Genomic DNA, 17,556 nt, shown 5'->3' with positions numbered 1-17,556 from the left:
TGAGTTCAAAATTTGACGACGGCGGATACCCCCGCCGTTCCGGACTTCTGTTCCATGTTACAGCGTTGCTAGGCCCTGATCTGGCCCTCACCCTGGACGATCCACTTGGTGGTGGTCAGTTCCGTCAGTCCCATCGGGCCGCGGGCGTGCAGCTTCTGGGTGGAAATGCCCACCTCGGCACCGAGTCCCAGTTCGCCGCCGTCGGTGAAGCGGGTGGAGGCGTTCACGATCACGGCGGCGGAATCGACCTCGGCGATGAAGCGCTCGGCGTTGCCGAGGTCATTGGTGAGGATCGCTTCGGTGTGGCCGGTGGACCACGTGCGGATGTGCTTGACGGCCTCGTCCAGGCTGTCCACCATCGCTACGGCGAGGTCCAGGTCCATGTATTCCGTGGCCCAGTCCTCATCGGTGGCGGGGACGGAGTCGACTGACGCCGGCAGCGCGGCCCGGGTCCGTTCGTCGGTGTGAAGCGTGACGCCCTTGGCGCGCAGGGCGGCCGCGACGGCGGGCAGCACGGTTGAGGCAGAGTGGACCAGCAGGGTTTCCACGGTGTTGCAGACGCTGGGCCGCTGGGTCTTGGCGTTCACCAGGATCTCCACGGCCATTTCCTCGTTCGCGGAGGCGTCCAGGAAGATGTGCACGTTGCCTTCGCCGGTCTCGATCACGGGAACCTTGGCGTTGGTCACGACGGACTGGATCAGTTCGCGGCCACCGCGGGGAATCAGGACGTCGACCCGTCCGCGGGCGCGCATCAGGGCGTTGGCGCCTTCGCGGCCGTACTGGTCGACACTCTGCACGGCGTCGGCGGGAAGGCCCACCGAATCGAGGGCGTCCCGCAGCACCGTCACCAGGGCGGCGTTGGTGGCGGCGGCGGCGGTGCCGCCGCGCAGGATGACGGCATTGCCGCTCTTCAGTCCCAGCCCGGCGATATCCACGGTGACGTTGGGCCGGGCCTCGTAAATGGCAGCAACGACACCCATGGGCACGTTGACCTGGCGCAGCCGCAGCCCGTTGGGCAGGGTCTGGCCACGGACCACGTTGCCCACGGGATCCGGCAGGTTGGCGAGGTTTTCCAGCGCGGCGGCGAGGCCCTGGATGCGGGCCTCCGTGAGGGTGAGACGGTCCAGCATCGCCGCGGACGTGCCGTTGGCTTTGCCGGCCGCAACGTCCTTGGCGTTGGCGGCGAGGATTCCGGCCTTCCGCTCCAGCAGCGCGGCGGCGATGGCGCGGAGTCCGCGGTCCTTCCAGGCCCGGTTGGCGCGGGCCATCCTGCGGCCGGCGTGGCGCGAGCGGTCGGCAATGGCGTGGACGGCTGCCTCGACGTCGATTTCTTCGCGGGCGCCGGGGACATCCGGCGAGGTTGCCGCGCCGGGCTCCGTGCTGCCTTCCGCCGGGCCGTCCGCGGGGAGCAGACCTTCGGCGAACAGCTTCTCGGCGAGCAGGGCAGAGCGGGGGGTCAGGGCCTCAGTCATGGTTCCAGTTTAGGCGAGCAGGGAGCTTAGACCAGCACCAGATCGTCAACATGAACAACAACCCGGTCATATCCGCGGCCGAGGCTGCTGCCGAGTTCCTTTGTGGAGCGGCCCAGCATCTGCGGGAGTTCCGCAGCGCCGTAATTCACCAGGCCACGGGCGATCACCGTGCCGTCCTGCGAGACCATCTCGACGGCGTCGCCGGCCTCGAAGTGTCCGTGCACGGCGGAAATACCGGCCGGCAGCAGCGAGGTGCGGCGGTCGCGCACGGCCCTGACGGCGCCGTCGTCGAGCACGAGGGTGCCTTCCACGGATGCGAGGTGCGCCAGCCAGAGGAGGCGGACGGGCTTGCGGGAGCCGTTGACGGAGAACCAGGTTCCCACGTCCTTTCCCGCAAGCGCGGCGGCGGCGTTGCCGGTGGAGGTGACCAGTGCGGGGATGCCCGAACCGGCGGCGATGGTGGCCGCCTCGACCTTGGTGACCATTCCGCCGGTGCCGGTCCCGGCTTTGCCGGTCCGCCCGATGGTCACGCCGTCGAGGTCCTGCGGACCCGCCACATGCGGGATCCGTTGTGCGCCGTGCGCGGGAGGGCCGTCGTAGAGGGAGTCGACGTCGGAGAGCAGCACGAGCGCGTCGGCGCGGACCAGGTGGGCCACGAGGGCCGCGAGCCGGTCGTTGTCGCCGAACCTGATCTCGTGGGTGGCGACGGTGTCGTTTTCGTTGACCACAGGCACGACGCCGAGGTTCAGCAGCCGGTCAAGGGCACGCAAGGCGTTGGTGTGCTGGCTGCGCCGCATGAAGTCTTCGGCGGTGAGCAGCACCTGGCTGACGGTGACCCCGTGGGCGCCGAAGGCGTGTGTGTAGCGGGCCATCAGCAGGCCTTGGCCCACACTCGCGGCGGCCTGCTGGGTGGCGAGGTCGCGCGGGCGCTTCGCGAGCCCGAGCGGGGCCAGCCCGGCGGCGATCGCACCGGAGGACACCAGGATGATCTCGGTGCCGGCGTTGCGTTTGTGTGCCAGGGCGTCGGCGAGCTCGGTCAGGGCCTCTTCCGAAATGCCGCCCCTGATGGACGTCAGTGACGAGGATCCGACCTTGACCACGATCCGGCGCGCCCCGGACAGCACGGAGCGGTCGGGCGCGGATGCGTCCGATGCGGCGGCGTCCGACGCCTGGCGCGGGGTGAGCGCCCCGGCCCGGTCAGTGACGGCTTTACTCGTCATCGGTTGCGCCCAGTCCACTCTCCTTGAGCGGCTTGGCGGCCCGGCGTCCGCTGACGGACTCGGTCCAGATGCCGGCCTTGCGCTCGGCTTCGAGTTCGGCACGGGCGGCGGCCTTGGCCTCGCGGCGTTCGATCTGCTCGTCGCGCTTCTGTCCGCGGGTGGGGCGGTCGCCGATGTCGGCGAAGCGCACGTCGGTGCCGCGGGGCGCGGCCAGCAGTTCGGCGCCGGCCATCATGGTGGGCTCCCAGTCGAAGACGACGCCGTCGTCCTCGCCGATGACCACCATGTCGCCGGGCTTGGCGCCCTGCTTGAAGAGCTCGTTTTCGACGCCGAGCTTGGCCAGGCGGTCGGCGAGGTAGCCGATGGCTTCCTCGTTGGTGAAGTCGGTCTGCTTGACCCAGCGCACGGGCTTGTCGCCGAGGACGCGGAAGAGCGGCTCAAGGTTCTTCTCTTCGCGGCGGATCTTGAAGCCGGATTCGTTGACGGCGCGGGGCTTGAGGACCGGGGCCTGCACCTTCGGCGGGGCCGCGGCGACGGCGTCGCGGGCGGCCTGCACGATTTCGGCCATGGCAAAGCCGAGCTGGCGGAGGCCTTCGTGGCTGGTGGCCGAGATCTCGAAGACCTTGTAGCCGCGGGATTCGAGCTCGGGGCGGACGAATTCGGCCATGTCCTTGCCGTCGGGCAGGTCCACCTTGTTGAGGGCGACCAGGCGGGGGCGGTGGTTCAGCGGAACCACTTCGCCGTCGGAACCCGCGTAGCTCATGTCCACCGCGTACTTTTCCAGTTCCGCTTCGATGACCGCGAGGTCGGAGAGCGGGTCCCGGTCAGATTCGAGGGTGCCGCAGTCCAGGACGTGGACGAGCGCGGCGCAGCGCTCAACGTGGCGCAGGAAGTGGTGGCCGAGGCCCTTGCCTTCGCTGGCGCCTTCGATGAGGCCCGGGACGTCGGCGATGGTGAAGCGCACCTCGCCCGCCTGGACCACACCCAGGTTCGGGATCAGGGTGGTGAAGGGGTAGTCGGCGATCTTGGGCCGCGCGGCGGACATGGCCGCAATCAGGCTGGATTTGCCGGCGGACGGGTAGCCCACCAGGGCGATGTCGGCGATGGATTTCAGTTCCAGGACAACGTCGCTGGATTCGCCTTCGATGCCGAGCAGCGCGAAGCCGGGGGCGCGGCGCTTCTGCGAGGACAGCGAGGCGTTGCCGAGTCCGCCGATGCCGCCGGCTGCGGCAACGTATTCTGCGCCTTCGCTCACGAGGTCCGCGAGGACTTCGCCGGACTTGGACTTGACCACGGTGCCAATCGGGACCGGAAGGATCAGGGTTTCGCCGTGTTTGCCGGCCCGCCAGTCGCCCATTCCGGGGCCGCCGTTGGTGGCGTGCCGGTGAGGGGCGTGGTGGTAGTCCAGCAGAGTGGTGGTCTGGGGGTCCACGCGCAGGATGACGTCGCCGCCGTTGCCGCCGTTGCCGCCGTCGGGGCCGCCCAGCGGCTTGAACTTCTCGCGGTGGACGGAGACACAACCGTGGCCGCCGGTACCGCCGGATACGTGCAGTACTACCCGGTCTACAAAGCTAGCCACGTGGATCTCCTCAGTGCTGTTCCTCGGGGTCCGAAGACGCCCAAGATGATTGTAATGCGGTTAAAACACCGGTGGAGCGGACCTAATGGCCCGCCCCACCGATTTAAGACTTGTTGTTACTCTGCAGCTGCAGCAGCCACAATGTTCACAACGCGACGACCACGGCGGGTGCCGAACTCGACAGCGCCGGGGGTCAGAGCGAACAGGGTGTCGTCGCCGCCACGGCCTACGCCGGCGCCCGGGTGGAAGTGGGTGCCACGCTGGCGGACGATGATCTCGCCTGCGGAAACTACCTGGCCGCCGAAGCGCTTGACGCCAAGGTACTGGGCGTTCGAGTCACGACCGTTGCGAGTGGAGCTCGCGCCTTTTTTATGTGCCATTTGGAAATGCCTGCCTTAAAATTCTGGGGAATCTGCTGAAAACCTGAACAGTAACGATTAGTTACTTGATACCGGTGATCTTGACCTTGGTCAATTCCTGACGGTGACCCTGGCGCTTCTTGTAGCCGGTCTTGTTCTTGAACTTCTGGATGACGATCTTGGGACCACGAAGGTCCTCAAGGATCTCAGCCGTAACCTTTACCTTGGCCAGGTCCGAAGCTGCAGACGTAACCTTGTCACCGTCTACCAGGAGCAGTGCGGGCAACTCAAAGGTGCTGCCGGCTCCACCGGGGACGCGGTTCAGGGTAACGAAGTCTCCAACGGAAACCTTCTCTTGGCGGCCGCCTGCGCGGACAATCGCGTACACCACTGGGGAACTCACTTCTCTCGACGTTTATTACTAGATTTGCGTGCGGAACCTGGGTCCAATGTGTTTGGTCCGGCTCACGCTGTGCCTCTACGCCGGTGGATTCCCCAAGGGAACCCATGAGCTATCCCGTGGACAATCGCACCCGAAATCGAGCGGAGAGTCCTCAAGGTCATAACCCAAGTGTTGGCGTAAGCACCGAAGGTCTAGACTACGCTAATTTTGCCTTCGGCCGCAAATGAGGCTGGTTCCGGAGTGAGGTACGTGATAGGCGCCACTCTGTATGGACAGAGCCTGCCGCAACGACTTCCGGAACCGTGCCCACCTATCGTACAGGCTCCTCCCGGTCACCACGGTCAGGCGTGCAGCCGCGGCGCGTCGAAGAATTCGACCTCGTAGCGGGCGGACTGCCGGAAAGCCAGAGCCATGGCGTGCCTCTCGCCCGCCGAGGCCGACCGCGCCGCGGCGTCGGTGTACGCGATGGCCTGCCGGGTGGCGGAGGCAAAGTCCTCGTCCGCGTAGGTGGCCAGCCACACGGCGTAGGGATGTGCCTCCGGTGCTCCCGCGGCGAGGAACTGGGCGTGCAGGGACTCCCCGACCTCGGCATAGAGCCAGAAGCACGGCAGCACGGCGGCTACCAGGACCCCGTAGCTGCCGGACACCGAGGCGGCCAGCAGGTGGTCCACATACGACTTGGTGACGGGTCCGGGCGTTACCTGGGCCGGGCGGGTACTCAGCCAGGTCCGGTGCAGCTCCGATTCCACTTCGAGGCAGTTCTGCGCGGAGCGGGCCCAGAAGAGCTGCTCCGCCTCAGTGGGTGAGATCGCGGCGGCGCGCGCCAGCACACGGGAATAGCCGTTGAGGTAAAGCGCGTCCTGGCCGAGGTAGTAGGCGAAGTCCTTCTCCGGAAGGGACCCGTCGGCCAGGGCCTTAATGAACTCCAGTCCGTAAATCGCCTCAAGGTCGGGGGCGGCCACTTCGCGGAGCGCGACGGCGAACTCACCCTCGGCCGGTTCCCTCACGATGGTGCCATGGTCCTGGGTGTGCCGCTGGACGTGGTGGAAGTGATGGACCGGTCCGTTCCCGGTTCCGACGTCGAGAGCCTCCGAGGCGCGCAGCGCCTCCCGCAGCCAGGGCTTGACCTCGCGGAGCGCGGCCTCCCAGTCCCCCGGCCCTGCCTGCAAAGTCTTACTCGCTTGCCCTGCACTCCCGGGTTGGGCAGTACTTCTCGCTTGAACGGTATTTCTGGCTTGCACGGTGGCGATCGCCGAGGACAGCGAACACCCGGTGCCGTGGCTGTTGCGGGTGTGTACCCGCTCCCCCGGCACCACGATGACGTCCTGCGCCAGGAGCCCAACGGTGTTGACCAGAGCATCGGGGCACCCGTCACCAGCGTTGGCGTCGGCGCCGCTGCCGCCGTTGCCGGCGTCGAGGTGGCCGCCCTTCACCAGGACCGTCGTGCCGGTCCTGGCGGCGAGCCGCTTGCCCTGGTCCAGCGCAGCGGCCCAGTCCGCGGCGGCAGATTCTCCGAGCAGGACCGCGAGTTCGGCGAGGTTGGGTGTGATCAGGTCCGCGAACGGCAGCAGCGCCTGAAGCGCCGCCTCATCCGCCTCCTGCAGCAGCCGGTCGCCGCTCGTCGCCACCATCACGGGATCCAGGACCACGACGCCGGGGCGGGTCTTCTCCAGCCAGCTGCGGACCGCGTCAATCACGGACGCGTCCCCCAGCATCCCGATTTTGACGGCGTCGATGGTGATGTCCTGGCTGAGGGCTTCCAGCTGGGCGGTCAGGAAGGCCGCCGGCGGGACGTGGACCGCGCTGACGCCGCGGGTGTTCTGGGCGGTCAGGGCGGTGATGGCCGCCATGCCGTAGCCGCCGTGTGCGGCGATGCTCTTGAGGTCGGCCTGGATCCCCGCGCCGCCGGAGGGGTCGGAGCCGGCGATGGCCAGCACCCGCGGGATCCGGGGCGCCGAAAGAGCAGGGACAGGCGGAAGAAACGATGAGGCGGTGGTCACGAGAGACATCCCTTCGCCGGTACTAGCCGGACAGGTTCAACGGGTCTGGATCTCAGCCGGCTCGATGCGCGGCACCCCGTGTCAGGGATCCAGCCTAGCCGCATGCCTTAACGAAGTCGCGGGCACGGCCCGAACCAGGCGTATTGCTACGCCGGCCGGACCGCACCCGCGGCCTTGCTGAAATGTTCCGGTGCTAGAGCCCGATTCCTAGAGCTCCGAGGCCGGAACGCCGACACCGAGGATGATCGGTTCACTGGCGGCCGGTTTGGCCGCCGGCGTCGTCGCTGCCGGGACCTTCGCCTCGTGCACCGAAACGGCTGCCGCCTGCGGGGATTCCTGGCGCTGTTCCACCGAGGTCTCGTTCGCTGCACCCTGGGCGCGGCTGGCGCTCCGGTTGCGGCGGCCGCGGCGGGCCCGGGACGTGCCTGCCCCGGCTTCCGCTTCAGTCTGCGAACCCGGCGCCTGGGCGGCGCGCCCCGGTCCGGTTCCGCCGGTGCGCGCCGGAGCGGCGGGCGCGGCCCGGCCTGCGGGTTCACGTGTTGCCGGTTCCCGTGTTGCCGGTGCCTTCGCTTCCTCGGTTTCACCCAGGTGGGCGAAGGCCTCGGTCAGCAGGTCCAGCGTCAATGCAGGCGAACTGGCCTCGTCCGCGTGCTCCACGAAGGGCAGGGCGACCTGCTCGCCGCCGAACGTCAGCACGGCGGCGGGGCGTCCGGCTGCTTCCTCGGATGCTGCCAGGTCCACAGCTGCCTCGACAGCGGCTTCGACGGCTGCCTCGCGGGCCCCGGCGTCGGCAGCGGTGCCCGCCTCGTCGTCGTGCAGGTGGGCGGCGTGCGCCGCTGCTGCGATGTTCGCCAACGCGGCCCGGGTTGCCTCGGCCTTGGCGTGGCGCTCAGCTTCCGTGGGTTCGGCGTGTGCAACTGCCGGGGCGGACTGCACGTCCGTGCCCTGGCCCCCCCGGCCGCGGCGGCGGCTCTTGCGTTCGGTCCGCGCGGCCGGCTGCTGCTCGGTCCGCGGGATGTGGTGCTCGGCGGCCACCACGTTGGCGCGGCGGTGTTCCACCGGCTCGTCATGGGTAACGATGCCGCGGCCAGCGCAGGTTTCGCACTGTTCACCGAAGACTTCCAGCAGACCGGTGCCCATGCGCTTGCGCGTCATCTGCACGAGGCCCAGCGAGGTCACCTCAGCCACCTGGTGTTTGGTCCGGTCCCGGCCGAGGCACTCCACCATGCGGCGCAGCACCAGGTCGCGGTTGGACTCGAGCACCATGTCGATGAAGTCGATGACGATAATGCCACCGATGTCGCGCAGGCGCAGCTGCCGGACGACTTCCTCGGCCGCTTCAAGGTTGTTCTTGGTGACGGTTTCCTCAAGGTTGCCGCCGCTGCCGGTGAACTTGCCGGTGTTGACGTCCACCACGGTCATGGCTTCGGTGCGGTCGATCACGAGGGAGCCGCCAGAGGGCAGGAAGACCTTGCGGTCCAGGGCCTTGTGGATCTGCTCGTCGATGCGCCAGGCCGCGAAGATGTCCGTGTCCTTGGTCCACTTCTCCAGCCGGCCCACGAGGTCGGGGGCCACGTAGGTGACGTAGGCCTCGATGGTGTCCCAGGCTTCCTCGCCGGAGACGATCAGCTTGGAGAAGTCCTCGTTGAAGACGTCACGGACCACCTTGATGGTCAGATCGGGTTCGCCGTAGAGCAGCTCGGGCGCGAGGATCTTCGTCGAGGTCGACTGACCCTCGATCCCTTCCCACTGGGCGCGGAGGCGGTTGATGTCATGCGTGAGTTCTTCCTCGGACGCACCCTCGGCGGCGGTGCGGACAATGACGCCCGCATCTTCCGGCAGGCGGTCCTTGAGGATCCGCTTGAGGCGGTTGCGTTCGACGTCGGGCAGCTTGCGGGAGATGCCGGTCATGGAACCGCCGGGAACGTAAACGAGGTAGCGGCCGGGCAGGGAGATCTGGCTGGTGAGCCGGGCGCCCTTGTGGCCCACCGGATCCTTGGTGACCTGGACCAGTACGGAGTCGCCGGACTTCAGCGCGTTTTCAATCCGGCGCTGCTTGCCCTCGAGGTTCACGGATTCCCAGTTGACTTCACCGGCGTAGAGCACGGCGTTGCGGCCGCGGCCGATGTCGACGAAGGCGGCTTCCATCGACGGCAGCACGTTCTGGACCTTGCCCAGGTACACGTTCCCGATCAGGGAATCCTGCTGGGTCTTCGACACGAAGTGCTCGGCCAGGACGCCGTCCTCGAGGACGCCGATCTGGATTCTGTCGTCGCGCTGGCGGACGATCATCTGGCGGTCCACGGATTCGCGCCGGGCCAGGAACTCGGCCTCGGTGATGACGGTGCGGCGGCGGCCGGTATCGCGGGACTCGCGGCGGCGCTGCTTCTTCGCCTCCAGCCGGGTGGAACCCTTGAGGGACGTGACGCGGTTGTTGACCGGGGCCTCGGCGGCCGCACGGGGCGCGCGGACCCGGGTCACGGTGTTGGGCGGATCGTTGTCTTCCCCGCCGGTCAGTTCAAGGTCCTGCTCGCCGCGGCGGCGACGGCGACGGCGACGCGAGGTCACGCCGTCTTCGAGCGTCCCCTCGGAGCCTTCTTCTGCCTCTTCTGCTTCGGCTTTGTCGCCTTCAGCCGAATCGGAATCGGAATCGGCACCGGACTCGCTGTCGGACCCACGGCTGCTGCGTCCGCGGCGTCCGCGGCTGCGCCGGCGACGGCGGCTTCCGGCGTCCTCGCCGTCGCCCTCCTCGGTCTCTTCTTCCTCAACCTCTGCGACGGCGGCGGCCGGCGCCGGGCGCACGACGGCGTTCAGGTCCGGCGCCTGGAAGATCATCGAGGTGACCGCTCCCGGCTCCAGGAACAGCGAGGCGGCGGCGGAGGGCGCTTCGGCAGGCGATTCTGTGGCTTCTGTTGCTACAGAGACACTGGTTTCGGCCGGTGCTTCCGGCGTCTGCGCGGCGGCTTCCGCTGCCGGGGCTTCGACAGCCGGAGCCTCAGCGACAGCGACATCAGGGACAGTGGTCTCCGCTACAGGGGCGGCGGCCTTGGCGCGGCTCGCGCGGCGGCGGACCGGCTTCTCAACGGGTGCTTCGGCGGCGGCTACTGCCGGCGCCTCAACGGCCGGCGCCTCGGCCGCGGTTTCCTCAGCGAAGGCCGGCAGGGGTTCGGCCGGCTCGGCGACCTTGCGGGCCCGGGTGCGGCGCGCAGGCGCCTTGGCCTCGGGAGCGGGAGCCTCTGCCGCGACAGCTGCATCCGGCGCGGCGACTGCAGCGTCCGGCGCGGCCTCCGCTGCGGCTTCCTTCTTCGGCAGGGCCTTGCGGCGGGTCCGGACCGGCCGCTTCGGCGGTGTGGCTACAGCAGCCTCTGCCGTTTCTACTGCTTCTTCGGCAACGAGAGAATCTCCGTTACCCGTGACAACCTGGTCATTATCCATATATGGCGATGCTCCTGCCCCTGACGTGCCGCCACATCCGGCACCCGTTGGGGCAAATATTTGTCAGCACCCGCAGGCATTGACAGAAGTCAATTGGATACCCTCAGGTTCGCACCGGCAGTGGGGTGCGGCAGCCCTGGAGGGCCGGCGGAATTGTTCTGAAACCCGTTGATCTACACGCCACAACCAGGTGCCGTCCAATGGCATTGCGGGACAGCCTGGATCAGAGGATCCGTAGCTCCCTGCTCATCATTGGCGGTCTTGGGAACAAAGTCGCCGGACCGGGACCCGGATGTGGATCGGGTTCCAGCCACGATCATTGTCTCACAGGAGCCGTCAAAGCAGGCGTAACCAAGGCATCCGGACCGCACTGTGGAAACGAATCCCCGGGGAAGGCAGGGGCCTTCCCCGGCTTCGTCCAGTCACCGGCGATAGAATCGGACCAGTTGCACCGACCCGAAGGACTTTCATGCCCAGCATCTCCAGCGCCACCGGCGAGGCAGCCGCGCAGCAGCAAGACACCAACCCGTCCGCTGCGGAACGGCCGTTGCCTCCGATGACCCGCGACCGGCCTTTCGCGTGGCTCCTGCTTATCACCGGCGTCGTCGGCTGGCTCGCCTCCGGAATTCTGGTGCTGGAGAAGCTTGAGGTCCTCAAGGATCCCGGCCACGTCACGGTCTGCGATGTAAATCCCTGGATCTCCTGCGGCCAGGTCATGCAGACACCGCAGAGTTCGGTGTTCGGATTCCCCAACATGTTCATCGGCATCGTGGCGTTCGCTGTCATCATCACCACTGCGATGGGGATGCTCGCGGGTGCCAGGTTCGCCCGCTGGTACTGGCTGGGACTGCAGGCCGGGGTGACACTGGGCTTCGCGTTTGTGGTGTGGCTTTGGTCCCAGGCGCTGTACTCCATCCACATCCTGTGCCCGTTCTGCATGGTGGTCTGGGCCGCGATGATTCCGCTGTTCGTCTGGGTCACGGTCCGCAATGTGAGCCACGGTGTGATCCGGCTGCCCGCGGGCCCTACGAGGGTCCTGGGTGACTCCGGCTGGATCATCACGGCGCTGCTCTATGTCGCCGTCATCGCCACCATCTTCTTCGCCTTCATCCAGGTTTTCATCGGGACGTCCGGCTACTGAGGAGATGGACCCCGGTTAACCGCCGCGAGGTGACAGTTAAGGCCCATGTTCACGTTGAACATGGGCCTTAACTGTCACCTCGGTGACTCTCACACGGCGGGGAACCGTTTAGTTCTGAAACCAGATCTTGATCTCGCGTTCCGCGGAATCTACGGAGTCCGAGCCGTGGACCAGGTTCTGCTGCACCTTCAGGCCCCAGTCGCGGCCGAAGTCGCCGCGGATGGTGCCGGGCGCCGCCGTCGTCGGGTCCGTGGTGCCGGCGAGGGAGCGGAAGCCCTCGATGACGCGGTGGCCCTCGAAGATCGCGGCGACAACCGGGCCGCTGAGCATGAACTCGACCAGCGGCTCGTAGAACGGCTTGCCCACGTGCTCCTCGTAGTGCTGCTCCAGCAGTTCGCGGCTCGCATCGACCTTCTTGAGCTCGGCCAGGGTGTAGCCCTTGGCTTCGATGCGGGCGATGATGCTGCCGGTCAGGTTGCGGGTGACGCCGTCGGGCTTGATCAGGACGAGGGTGCGCTCAATGCTCACAGCTGCTCCAATGTGTTTGGGGTGGGATTCGGAAATAAGTCTAGTTGCTCTGGTCTTCGGGGTGCGCGGCGTCCCAGGCGGCCTGCTCGCGTTCCCGCTGCGCGGCCTCCCGGTCGATCCGGATGCCGGTGCGGATCCCGTACCACCAGGCCACGGCGAAGAGGCCGCCCACCAGGAACATCGCCGGTTCCAGGAGGCCGGTCAGGATCAACACGATCTGCAGGATCCAGCCCAAAGCCACGCCCCACGGTTTGGAGAGCACCGCACACGTGAAGACGTAGACGAGCGCCAGTCCGATCCCGACCGAGAAGATCAGGACCGGCGGGAACTCGTCCCGCCGCAGCCCGAAGACGGTGAGGGTGCCAAAGAGCACCACAAAGGCCTCCAGCAGCAGCACCGTCGAGGCGAACATGACCTTGGTGGAGCGGCGCTTCTTGGGCATGCCCGGTCGCCATTCGCGCTGGGCCTTGGTGAGTTTCGCCATGACTTACGCATCCGCCTTTCCGAGCAGGATCCGGGCGTCCGCGACGAGCGTGATGGAGCCTGTGACGAGGACGCCGCCGGCGAGGTCGTCGTTGGATTCGGCGCGTTCCACCGCCCATTCGAGGGCGTCGTCGAGCTTCTCGGCCACGTGGATGTTGTCCTCGCCGAAGCCCAGCTCGACGGCGAGTTCCGCGAGGTCTTCGGCCGGCACGGCGCGCGGCGAGTTGGACTGGGTGAAGCAGTACTCGGCGGCCAGGTCGCCCAGGGATTCCTTGAGCTGGCGGAGGATCTCCTCGGCGTCCTTTTCCCGCAGGACACCGACCACCACCACGAGTTTGGTGAAGCTGAACGCCTCGTGGATGGCCTCGGCGGACACCCGGATGCCTTCAGGGTTGTGCGCGGCGTCCACGATGATGGTCGGCGCCGTGCGCACCACCTCGAGCCGGCCGGGCGAGGTGACGGAGGCGAAGGCCTCCTGGACCACCTCGGCGTCGAGCGCTTTTTCGGCGCCGAAGAAGGCCTCCAGCGCGGCGATCGCCACGGCGGCGTTCTCGGCCTGGTGGGCGCCGTGCAGCGGCACCAGGAGGTCCTCGTAGCGGCCGGCGATGCCCTGGATGGTGACCATCTGCCCGCCGACGGCGACGGTGCGGGATTCGACGCCGAACTCGACGCCTTCGAAGCGGAACGGGACGTTCGTTTCCTTGGCCTTTTCCAGCAGTACCTGAGCCGCGTCGCGGGGCTGCGCGGCACTGACCAGGAAGCCGCCGGGCTTGATGATGCCGGCCTTTTCGTGCGCGATGTCCTCGGTGGTGTCACCGAGGAGGTCCGTGTGGTCCAGCGAGATCGGCGTGACCACAAAGACCTGGCCGTCGCCGACGTTGGTCGCGTCGGTGATGCCGCCCAGGCCCACTTCGATGACGGCGACGTTGACCGGCTGGTCCGCGAAGACCGCGAAGCCCAGGATGGTGAGGCACTCGAAGTAGGTCAAGCGGGGCTGGCCCTGGGCCTCGAGTTCGCTGTCCACGATCGCCAGGTACGGGCGGATTTCGTCCCAGATCCGGACGAAAGTCTCGTCCGGTACCGGTTCGCCGTCGATGCTGATCCGTTCGGTGACTTTGGACAGGTGCGGGCTGGTGTACCGGCCCGTGCTCAGCCCGTGGGCCCGCAGGCCGGCCTCGATCATCCGTGCGGTGGAGGTTTTGCCGTTGGTGCCGGTGACGTGGATGATCGGGAACGCCTTGTTCGGCTCCCCCAGGATGTCCATGGCCCGGTGCAGCGGGGCCAGCCGGGGCTCCATCTTGTTTTCCGGCGCCCGGCCCAGCAGCTCGGCGTAGACGCTTTCTACGGAGAATTCATCGGTCATGGATTAGGCCTCTACTTTTTCTGCAGCGGTCTTGACGACGCTGACCTGGGGTTCCTTGACGTCGGCCGCCACCGTGTCCAGCCGGACCGTCAGGGTTTCGGTCTGGACGAGCCCGGCGTTGGCCAGCAGGGCATCCAAAACGTCCTGCCGGGCGGTGACGGTGGTGTGGATCCGGTCGCTGACGTTGAGCCCGGCGTCCTTGCGGGCCTGCTGGATGGCGCGGACCATGTCGCGGGCGGCACCTTCGGCTTCCAGTTCCGGGGTGACCTCGGTGTTGAGGACCACGAAGCCGCCGCCGGGCAGCACGGCGGCCGCCCTTGTGGCAGGACCAGCTCCCTCGCCTTCCGCGGTTTCTGCCACGACGGTTTCCAAGGTGTACTCCTGCGGTTCGAGCTCGAGGCCGCCCGCGGTCACCACACCGGCTTCGCTGACGGACCAGTCGCCGGACTTGGAGCCCTTGATGGCCTGCTGGACGTTCTTGCCGAGACGCGGACCCGCGGCCCGCGCGTTCACCACAAGCTTCTGTTCGATGCCGAACTCCTCCGGGGAGGCGTTGCCGGCGTCGAGCAGGCGGACGGAGCGCAGGTTCAGTTCGTCGCGGACGACGGCGGCGAAGCCGTCCAGCGCGTCCGCGCCGGGCGCCACGACGGTGAGTTCCTGCAGCGGCAGGCGCACGCGCAGGTTTGCGGCTTTGCGCAGCGAGGAGCCGGTGGAGCAGATCTGCTGGATCCGGTCCATGGCCTCAACAAGTTCCGGGTTGGCGGGGAACAGGTCCGCGTCCGGCCAGTCGGCCAGGTGCACGGAGCGCCCGCCGGTGAGGCCGCGCCAGATCTCTTCCGAGATGAGCGGCAGCAGGGACGCGGAGACCCGGCAGACCGTTTCCAGGGCGGTGTAGAGCGCGTCGAAGGCGTCGACGTTCTCGTCGAAGAACCGCTGGCGGCTGCGGCGGACGTACCAGTTGGTGAGCATGTCCAGGTAGCTGCGCAGTTCGTCGCAGGCCCCGGAGATGTCGTAGGCGTCCAGCTGCGCGGTCATGTTCCGGACGAGGTCCCCGGTGTTGGCCATCAGGTACTGGTCCAGGGTGTCGGCGTAGCCGTCGTAGCGGAGCTTTGCGTCGTACCCCCGCGCTCCGTCAGCCGCGTTCGTGTAGAGCGTGAAGAAGCTGTACACGTTCCACAGCGGCAGGATGACCTGACGGACGCCGTCGCGGATGCCCTGCTCGGTGACCACAAGGTTGCCGCCGCGCAGGATCGGGCTGGACATCAGGAACCAGCGCATCGCGTCGGAACCGTCGCGGTCCAGGACCTCGGAGACATCCGGGTAGTTGCGCAGGCTCTTGGACATCTTCTGCCCGTCCGAGCCCAGCACGATTCCGTGGCTGATGACATTGCGGAAGGCCGGCCGGTCGAACAGCGCGGTGGAGAGGATGTGCAGCATGTAGAACCAGCCGCGGGTCTGGCCGATGTACTCGACGATGAAGTCCGCCGGGTTGTGGGTGTCGAACCATTCCTCGTTCTGGAACGGGTAGTGGACCTGGCCGTAGGGCATGGAGCCGGAGTCGAACCAGACGTCCAGGACGTCCTCGACGCGGCGCATCACGGACTGGCCCTCCTCCGGGGTGCGGGGGTCGTCCGGGTTCGGGCGGGTGAGCTCGTCGATGAACGGCCGGTGCAGGTCTACCTGGCCGGCCTTGTTCAGCGGCAGCCGGCCGAAGTCGGCCTCGATCTCGGCGAGCGAGCCGTAGACGTCCGTGCGCGGGTAGTCAGGGTCGCTGGACTGCCACACCGGGATGGGGCTGCCCCAGTAGCGGTTGCGGCTGATGGACCAGTCGCGGGCGTTGGCGAGCCACTTGCCGAACTGGCCGTCCTTGACGTTGCCGGGGATCCAGTTGATGTCCTGGTTGAGTTCGGACATGCGGTCCTTGAACTTGGTGACCTCGACGTACCAGGAGGACACGGCACGGTAGATGAGCGGGTTGCGGCAGCGCCAGCAGTGCGGGTAGCTGTGCTCGTAGCTGGCCTGGCGGACCAGGCGGCCCTGGGCGCGGAGCACCTGGGTGATGGGCTTGTTCGCGTCGAAGACCTGGAGTCCGGCGATCTCGGCGAGGTCGCCGTGGCCGAACAGCGGCAGGAACTTCGCGCCTTCGTCCACGGAGAGGACCACCGGGATGCCTGCCTCTTCACAGACCTTCTGGTCGTCTTCACCGTAGGCGGGCGCCTGGTGGACGATGCCGGTGCCGTCGGTGGTGGTGACGTAGTCGGCCACGAGGAAACGCCAGGCGTTCTCCGTGCCGAACTTCTCGGCGTCGCTGAAGTAGTCCCACAGCGGCTCGTAGCCCAGGCCGTCGAGTTCGGCGCCGGTGTGGCTGGACGTGACGGCGGCCTCGGCGGCGGCAACGCCCTCGGCACCGTCGCCATAGCCAAGGTCCTTGGCGTAGGCGCCCAGCAGCTCGGCGGCGAGCAGGAAGCTGCCCGTGACCGGGGCCTCGGCCGAGGCGGCCTTGATCCCGTGCGGGCCGGCCGGCAGGACGACGTAGGTGATGGCGGGCCCGACGGCGAGCGCCAGGTTGGTGGGCAGCGTCCAGGGCGTCGTGGTCCAGGCGAGCGCCTGCACGCCGGCGAGCTGCCTGGACAGCTCCGACTCCCCTGCCGTGATCGGGAACGTCACCGTGACGGTCTGGTCCTGGCGGTTCTTGTAGACGTCGTCGTCCATACGGAGTTCATGGTTGGACAGCGGCGTCTCGTCCTTCCAGCAGTACGGCAGCACGCGGTAGCCGTTGTAGGTCAGGCCCCTTTCGTGCAGCTGCTTGAAGGCCCACAGCACGGACTCCATGTACTCGACGTTGAGCGTCTTGTAGTCGTTCTCGAAGTCGACCCAGCGCGCCTGGCGGGTGACGTAGCTCTTCCATTCATCGGCGTACTTCATCACCGACGCGCGGCAGGCGTCGTTGAATTTGTCGATGCCCATGGCCTCGATCTGGGTCTTGTCCGTCATACCCAGCTGCTTCATGGCCTCCAGCTCGGCGGGCAGCCCGTGGGTGTCCCAGCCGAAGCGGCGCTCCACCCGGCGGCCGCGCTGGGTCTGGTAGCGGCCCACAAGGTCTTTGGCGTAGCCGGTCAGCAGGTGGCCGTAGTGCGGCAGGCCGTTGGCGAAGGGCGGGCCGTCGTAGAAGACGAATTCGTTGGACCCATCTTTGCCAGCATCGCGCTGGTCGATGCTGGCCTGGAAGGTGCCGTCCGCTTCCCAGTACTTGAGGATGCGTTCTTCGATTTCCGGGAACTTCACGGAGGCGGATACGCCTGCTGCGTTGGAATCAGAGGTGCGGGCGCCGGCGCCGGACGGTGCGGCGGAGGCCTTCGGGTAATAAGTCATCTCGACATCCTGGGTTGAGCTAGTGAACAAATGGATTCATTCAGGATGCGAGGACGGCTCCTGCGTTGTCTTCAGACACCACCGGCACCGCGGTACCACCTCACTTACCGTCGCCGGTTCCTCTCCCCGTGGGGAAGCACCGGCGTCGGCCGCTCATTACTGCTGTGACGGGCTTACCCGTCCGGTTCTACTGGCCCTGGC

12 protein-coding genes and 1 riboswitch are annotated in these 17,556 nt (G+C 67.4%); of the genes, 1 reads left to right on the top strand and 11 read right to left on the bottom strand.

Annotated elements, in window-relative coordinates; genetic code table 11:
* Positions 1 to 68: 68 nt before the first annotated feature.
* The 7 genes from AC6EUH_RS14910 to AC6EUH_RS14880 all read right to left on the bottom strand — a co-directional run bounded on the left by AC6EUH_RS14910 (position 69) and on the right by AC6EUH_RS14880 (position 10,468).
* Complete coding sequence (locus AC6EUH_RS14910) at positions 69 to 1,472, bottom strand: glutamate-5-semialdehyde dehydrogenase (RefSeq protein WP_499739140.1); 1,404 nt, start codon at positions 1,470 to 1,472, stop codon at positions 69 to 71.
* A gap of 26 nt (positions 1,473 to 1,498) precedes the next feature.
* Complete coding sequence (gene proB, locus AC6EUH_RS14905) at positions 1,499 to 2,692, bottom strand: glutamate 5-kinase (protein ID WP_082492685.1); 1,194 nt, start codon at positions 2,690 to 2,692, stop codon at positions 1,499 to 1,501.
* Complete coding sequence (gene obgE / locus AC6EUH_RS14900) at positions 2,682 to 4,271, bottom strand: GTPase ObgE (protein ID WP_056429798.1); 1,590 nt, start codon at positions 4,269 to 4,271, stop codon at positions 2,682 to 2,684. Before obgE ends, proB begins: the two co-directional genes overlap by 11 nt.
* Positions 4,272 to 4,387: 116 nt before the next feature.
* Positions 4,388 to 4,651, bottom strand: a complete 264-nt coding sequence (gene rpmA / locus AC6EUH_RS14895; protein ID WP_009372867.1) for a 50S ribosomal protein L27 — start codon at positions 4,649 to 4,651, stop codon at positions 4,388 to 4,390.
* Positions 4,652 to 4,712: 61 nt separating this feature from the next.
* Positions 4,713 to 5,021, bottom strand: a complete 309-nt coding sequence (rplU, locus tag AC6EUH_RS14890; protein ID WP_024368343.1) for a 50S ribosomal protein L21 — start codon at positions 5,019 to 5,021, stop codon at positions 4,713 to 4,715.
* Between the two features lie 353 nt (positions 5,022 to 5,374).
* A complete protein-coding gene (locus AC6EUH_RS14885) occupies positions 5,375 to 7,042 on the bottom strand; it encodes a bifunctional hydroxymethylpyrimidine kinase/phosphomethylpyrimidine kinase (protein ID WP_499739139.1) in 1,668 nt (555 codons plus the stop codon).
* A riboswitch (TPP riboswitch) is annotated at positions 7,025 to 7,122 on the bottom strand. (Overlaps the previous gene by 18 nt.)
* A gap of 118 nt (positions 7,123 to 7,240) precedes the next feature.
* Positions 7,241 to 10,468, bottom strand: coding sequence for an Rne/Rng family ribonuclease (locus AC6EUH_RS14880; protein ID WP_499739138.1), 3,228 nt, complete (start codon positions 10,466 to 10,468; stop codon positions 7,241 to 7,243).
* Between the two features lie 469 nt (positions 10,469 to 10,937).
* Here AC6EUH_RS14880 and AC6EUH_RS14875 point away from each other — a divergent pair, with 469 nt between their 5' ends.
* Positions 10,938 to 11,609: a vitamin K epoxide reductase family protein gene (locus AC6EUH_RS14875; RefSeq protein ID WP_499739137.1), complete on the top strand. Its 672-nt coding sequence runs from the start codon at positions 10,938 to 10,940 to the stop codon at positions 11,607 to 11,609.
* A 108-nt stretch (positions 11,610 to 11,717) separates the two neighbouring features.
* Here AC6EUH_RS14875 and ndk read toward each other — a convergent pair whose 3' ends face one another.
* Genes ndk through ileS form a run of 4 tightly spaced genes read right to left on the bottom strand, consistent with a single transcriptional unit; the run spans position 11,718 to position 17,355 of the window.
* Positions 11,718 to 12,137, bottom strand: coding sequence for a nucleoside-diphosphate kinase (ndk, locus tag AC6EUH_RS14870; protein ID WP_056429812.1), 420 nt, complete (start codon positions 12,135 to 12,137; stop codon positions 11,718 to 11,720).
* A gap of 40 nt (positions 12,138 to 12,177) precedes the next feature.
* The gene (locus tag AC6EUH_RS14865) at positions 12,178 to 12,621 is read right to left on the bottom strand and encodes a DUF4233 domain-containing protein (RefSeq protein ID WP_499739136.1); all 444 of its coding nucleotides are present in this window, start codon (positions 12,619 to 12,621) and stop codon (positions 12,178 to 12,180) included.
* A 3-nt stretch (positions 12,622 to 12,624) separates the two neighbouring features.
* Positions 12,625 to 13,983 (bottom strand): bifunctional folylpolyglutamate synthase/dihydrofolate synthase, encoded by a 1,359-nt coding sequence (locus AC6EUH_RS14860; RefSeq protein ID WP_056429820.1) that lies wholly within the window; start codon positions 13,981 to 13,983, stop codon positions 12,625 to 12,627.
* 3 nt (positions 13,984 to 13,986) lie between these two features.
* Positions 13,987 to 17,355, bottom strand: coding sequence for an isoleucine--tRNA ligase (gene ileS, locus AC6EUH_RS14855; protein ID WP_499739135.1), 3,369 nt, complete (start codon positions 17,353 to 17,355; stop codon positions 13,987 to 13,989).
* Between the last annotated feature and the right edge of the window lie 201 nt (positions 17,356 to 17,556).

It is taken from the genome of Arthrobacter sp. 001422645 (assembly GCF_059816125.1).
Note: the sequence above shows the minus strand (reverse complement) of the source record. Positions and strands in the feature narration are given on the sequence as shown.

What these genes read in the sequence shown, in the direction of transcription:
- AC6EUH_RS14910 (WP_499739140.1), bottom strand. Translation starts at nt 1,472, where the DNA reads ATGACTGAGGCCCTGACCCCCCGCTCTGCCCTGCTCGCCGAGAAGCTG.
- proB (WP_082492685.1), bottom strand. Translation starts at nt 2,692, where the DNA reads ATGACGAGTAAAGCCGTCACTGACCGGGCCGGGGCGCTCACCCCGCGC.
- rpmA (WP_009372867.1), bottom strand. Translation starts at nt 4,651, where the DNA reads ATGGCACATAAAAAAGGCGCGAGCTCCACTCGCAACGGTCGTGACTCG.
- AC6EUH_RS14885 (WP_499739139.1), bottom strand. Translation starts at nt 7,042, where the DNA reads ATGTCTCTCGTGACCACCGCCTCATCGTTTCTTCCGCCTGTCCCTGCT.
- AC6EUH_RS14880 (WP_499739138.1), bottom strand. Translation starts at nt 10,468, where the DNA reads ATGGATAATGACCAGGTTGTCACGGGTAACGGAGATTCTCTCGTTGCC.
- AC6EUH_RS14875 (WP_499739137.1), top strand. Translation starts at nt 10,938, where the DNA reads ATGCCCAGCATCTCCAGCGCCACCGGCGAGGCAGCCGCGCAGCAGCAA.
- AC6EUH_RS14865 (WP_499739136.1), bottom strand. Translation starts at nt 12,621, where the DNA reads ATGGCGAAACTCACCAAGGCCCAGCGCGAATGGCGACCGGGCATGCCC.
- AC6EUH_RS14860 (WP_056429820.1), bottom strand. Translation starts at nt 13,983, where the DNA reads ATGACCGATGAATTCTCCGTAGAAAGCGTCTACGCCGAGCTGCTGGGC.
- ileS (WP_499739135.1), bottom strand. Translation starts at nt 17,355, where the DNA reads ATGACTTATTACCCGAAGGCCTCCGCCGCACCGTCCGGCGCCGGCGCC.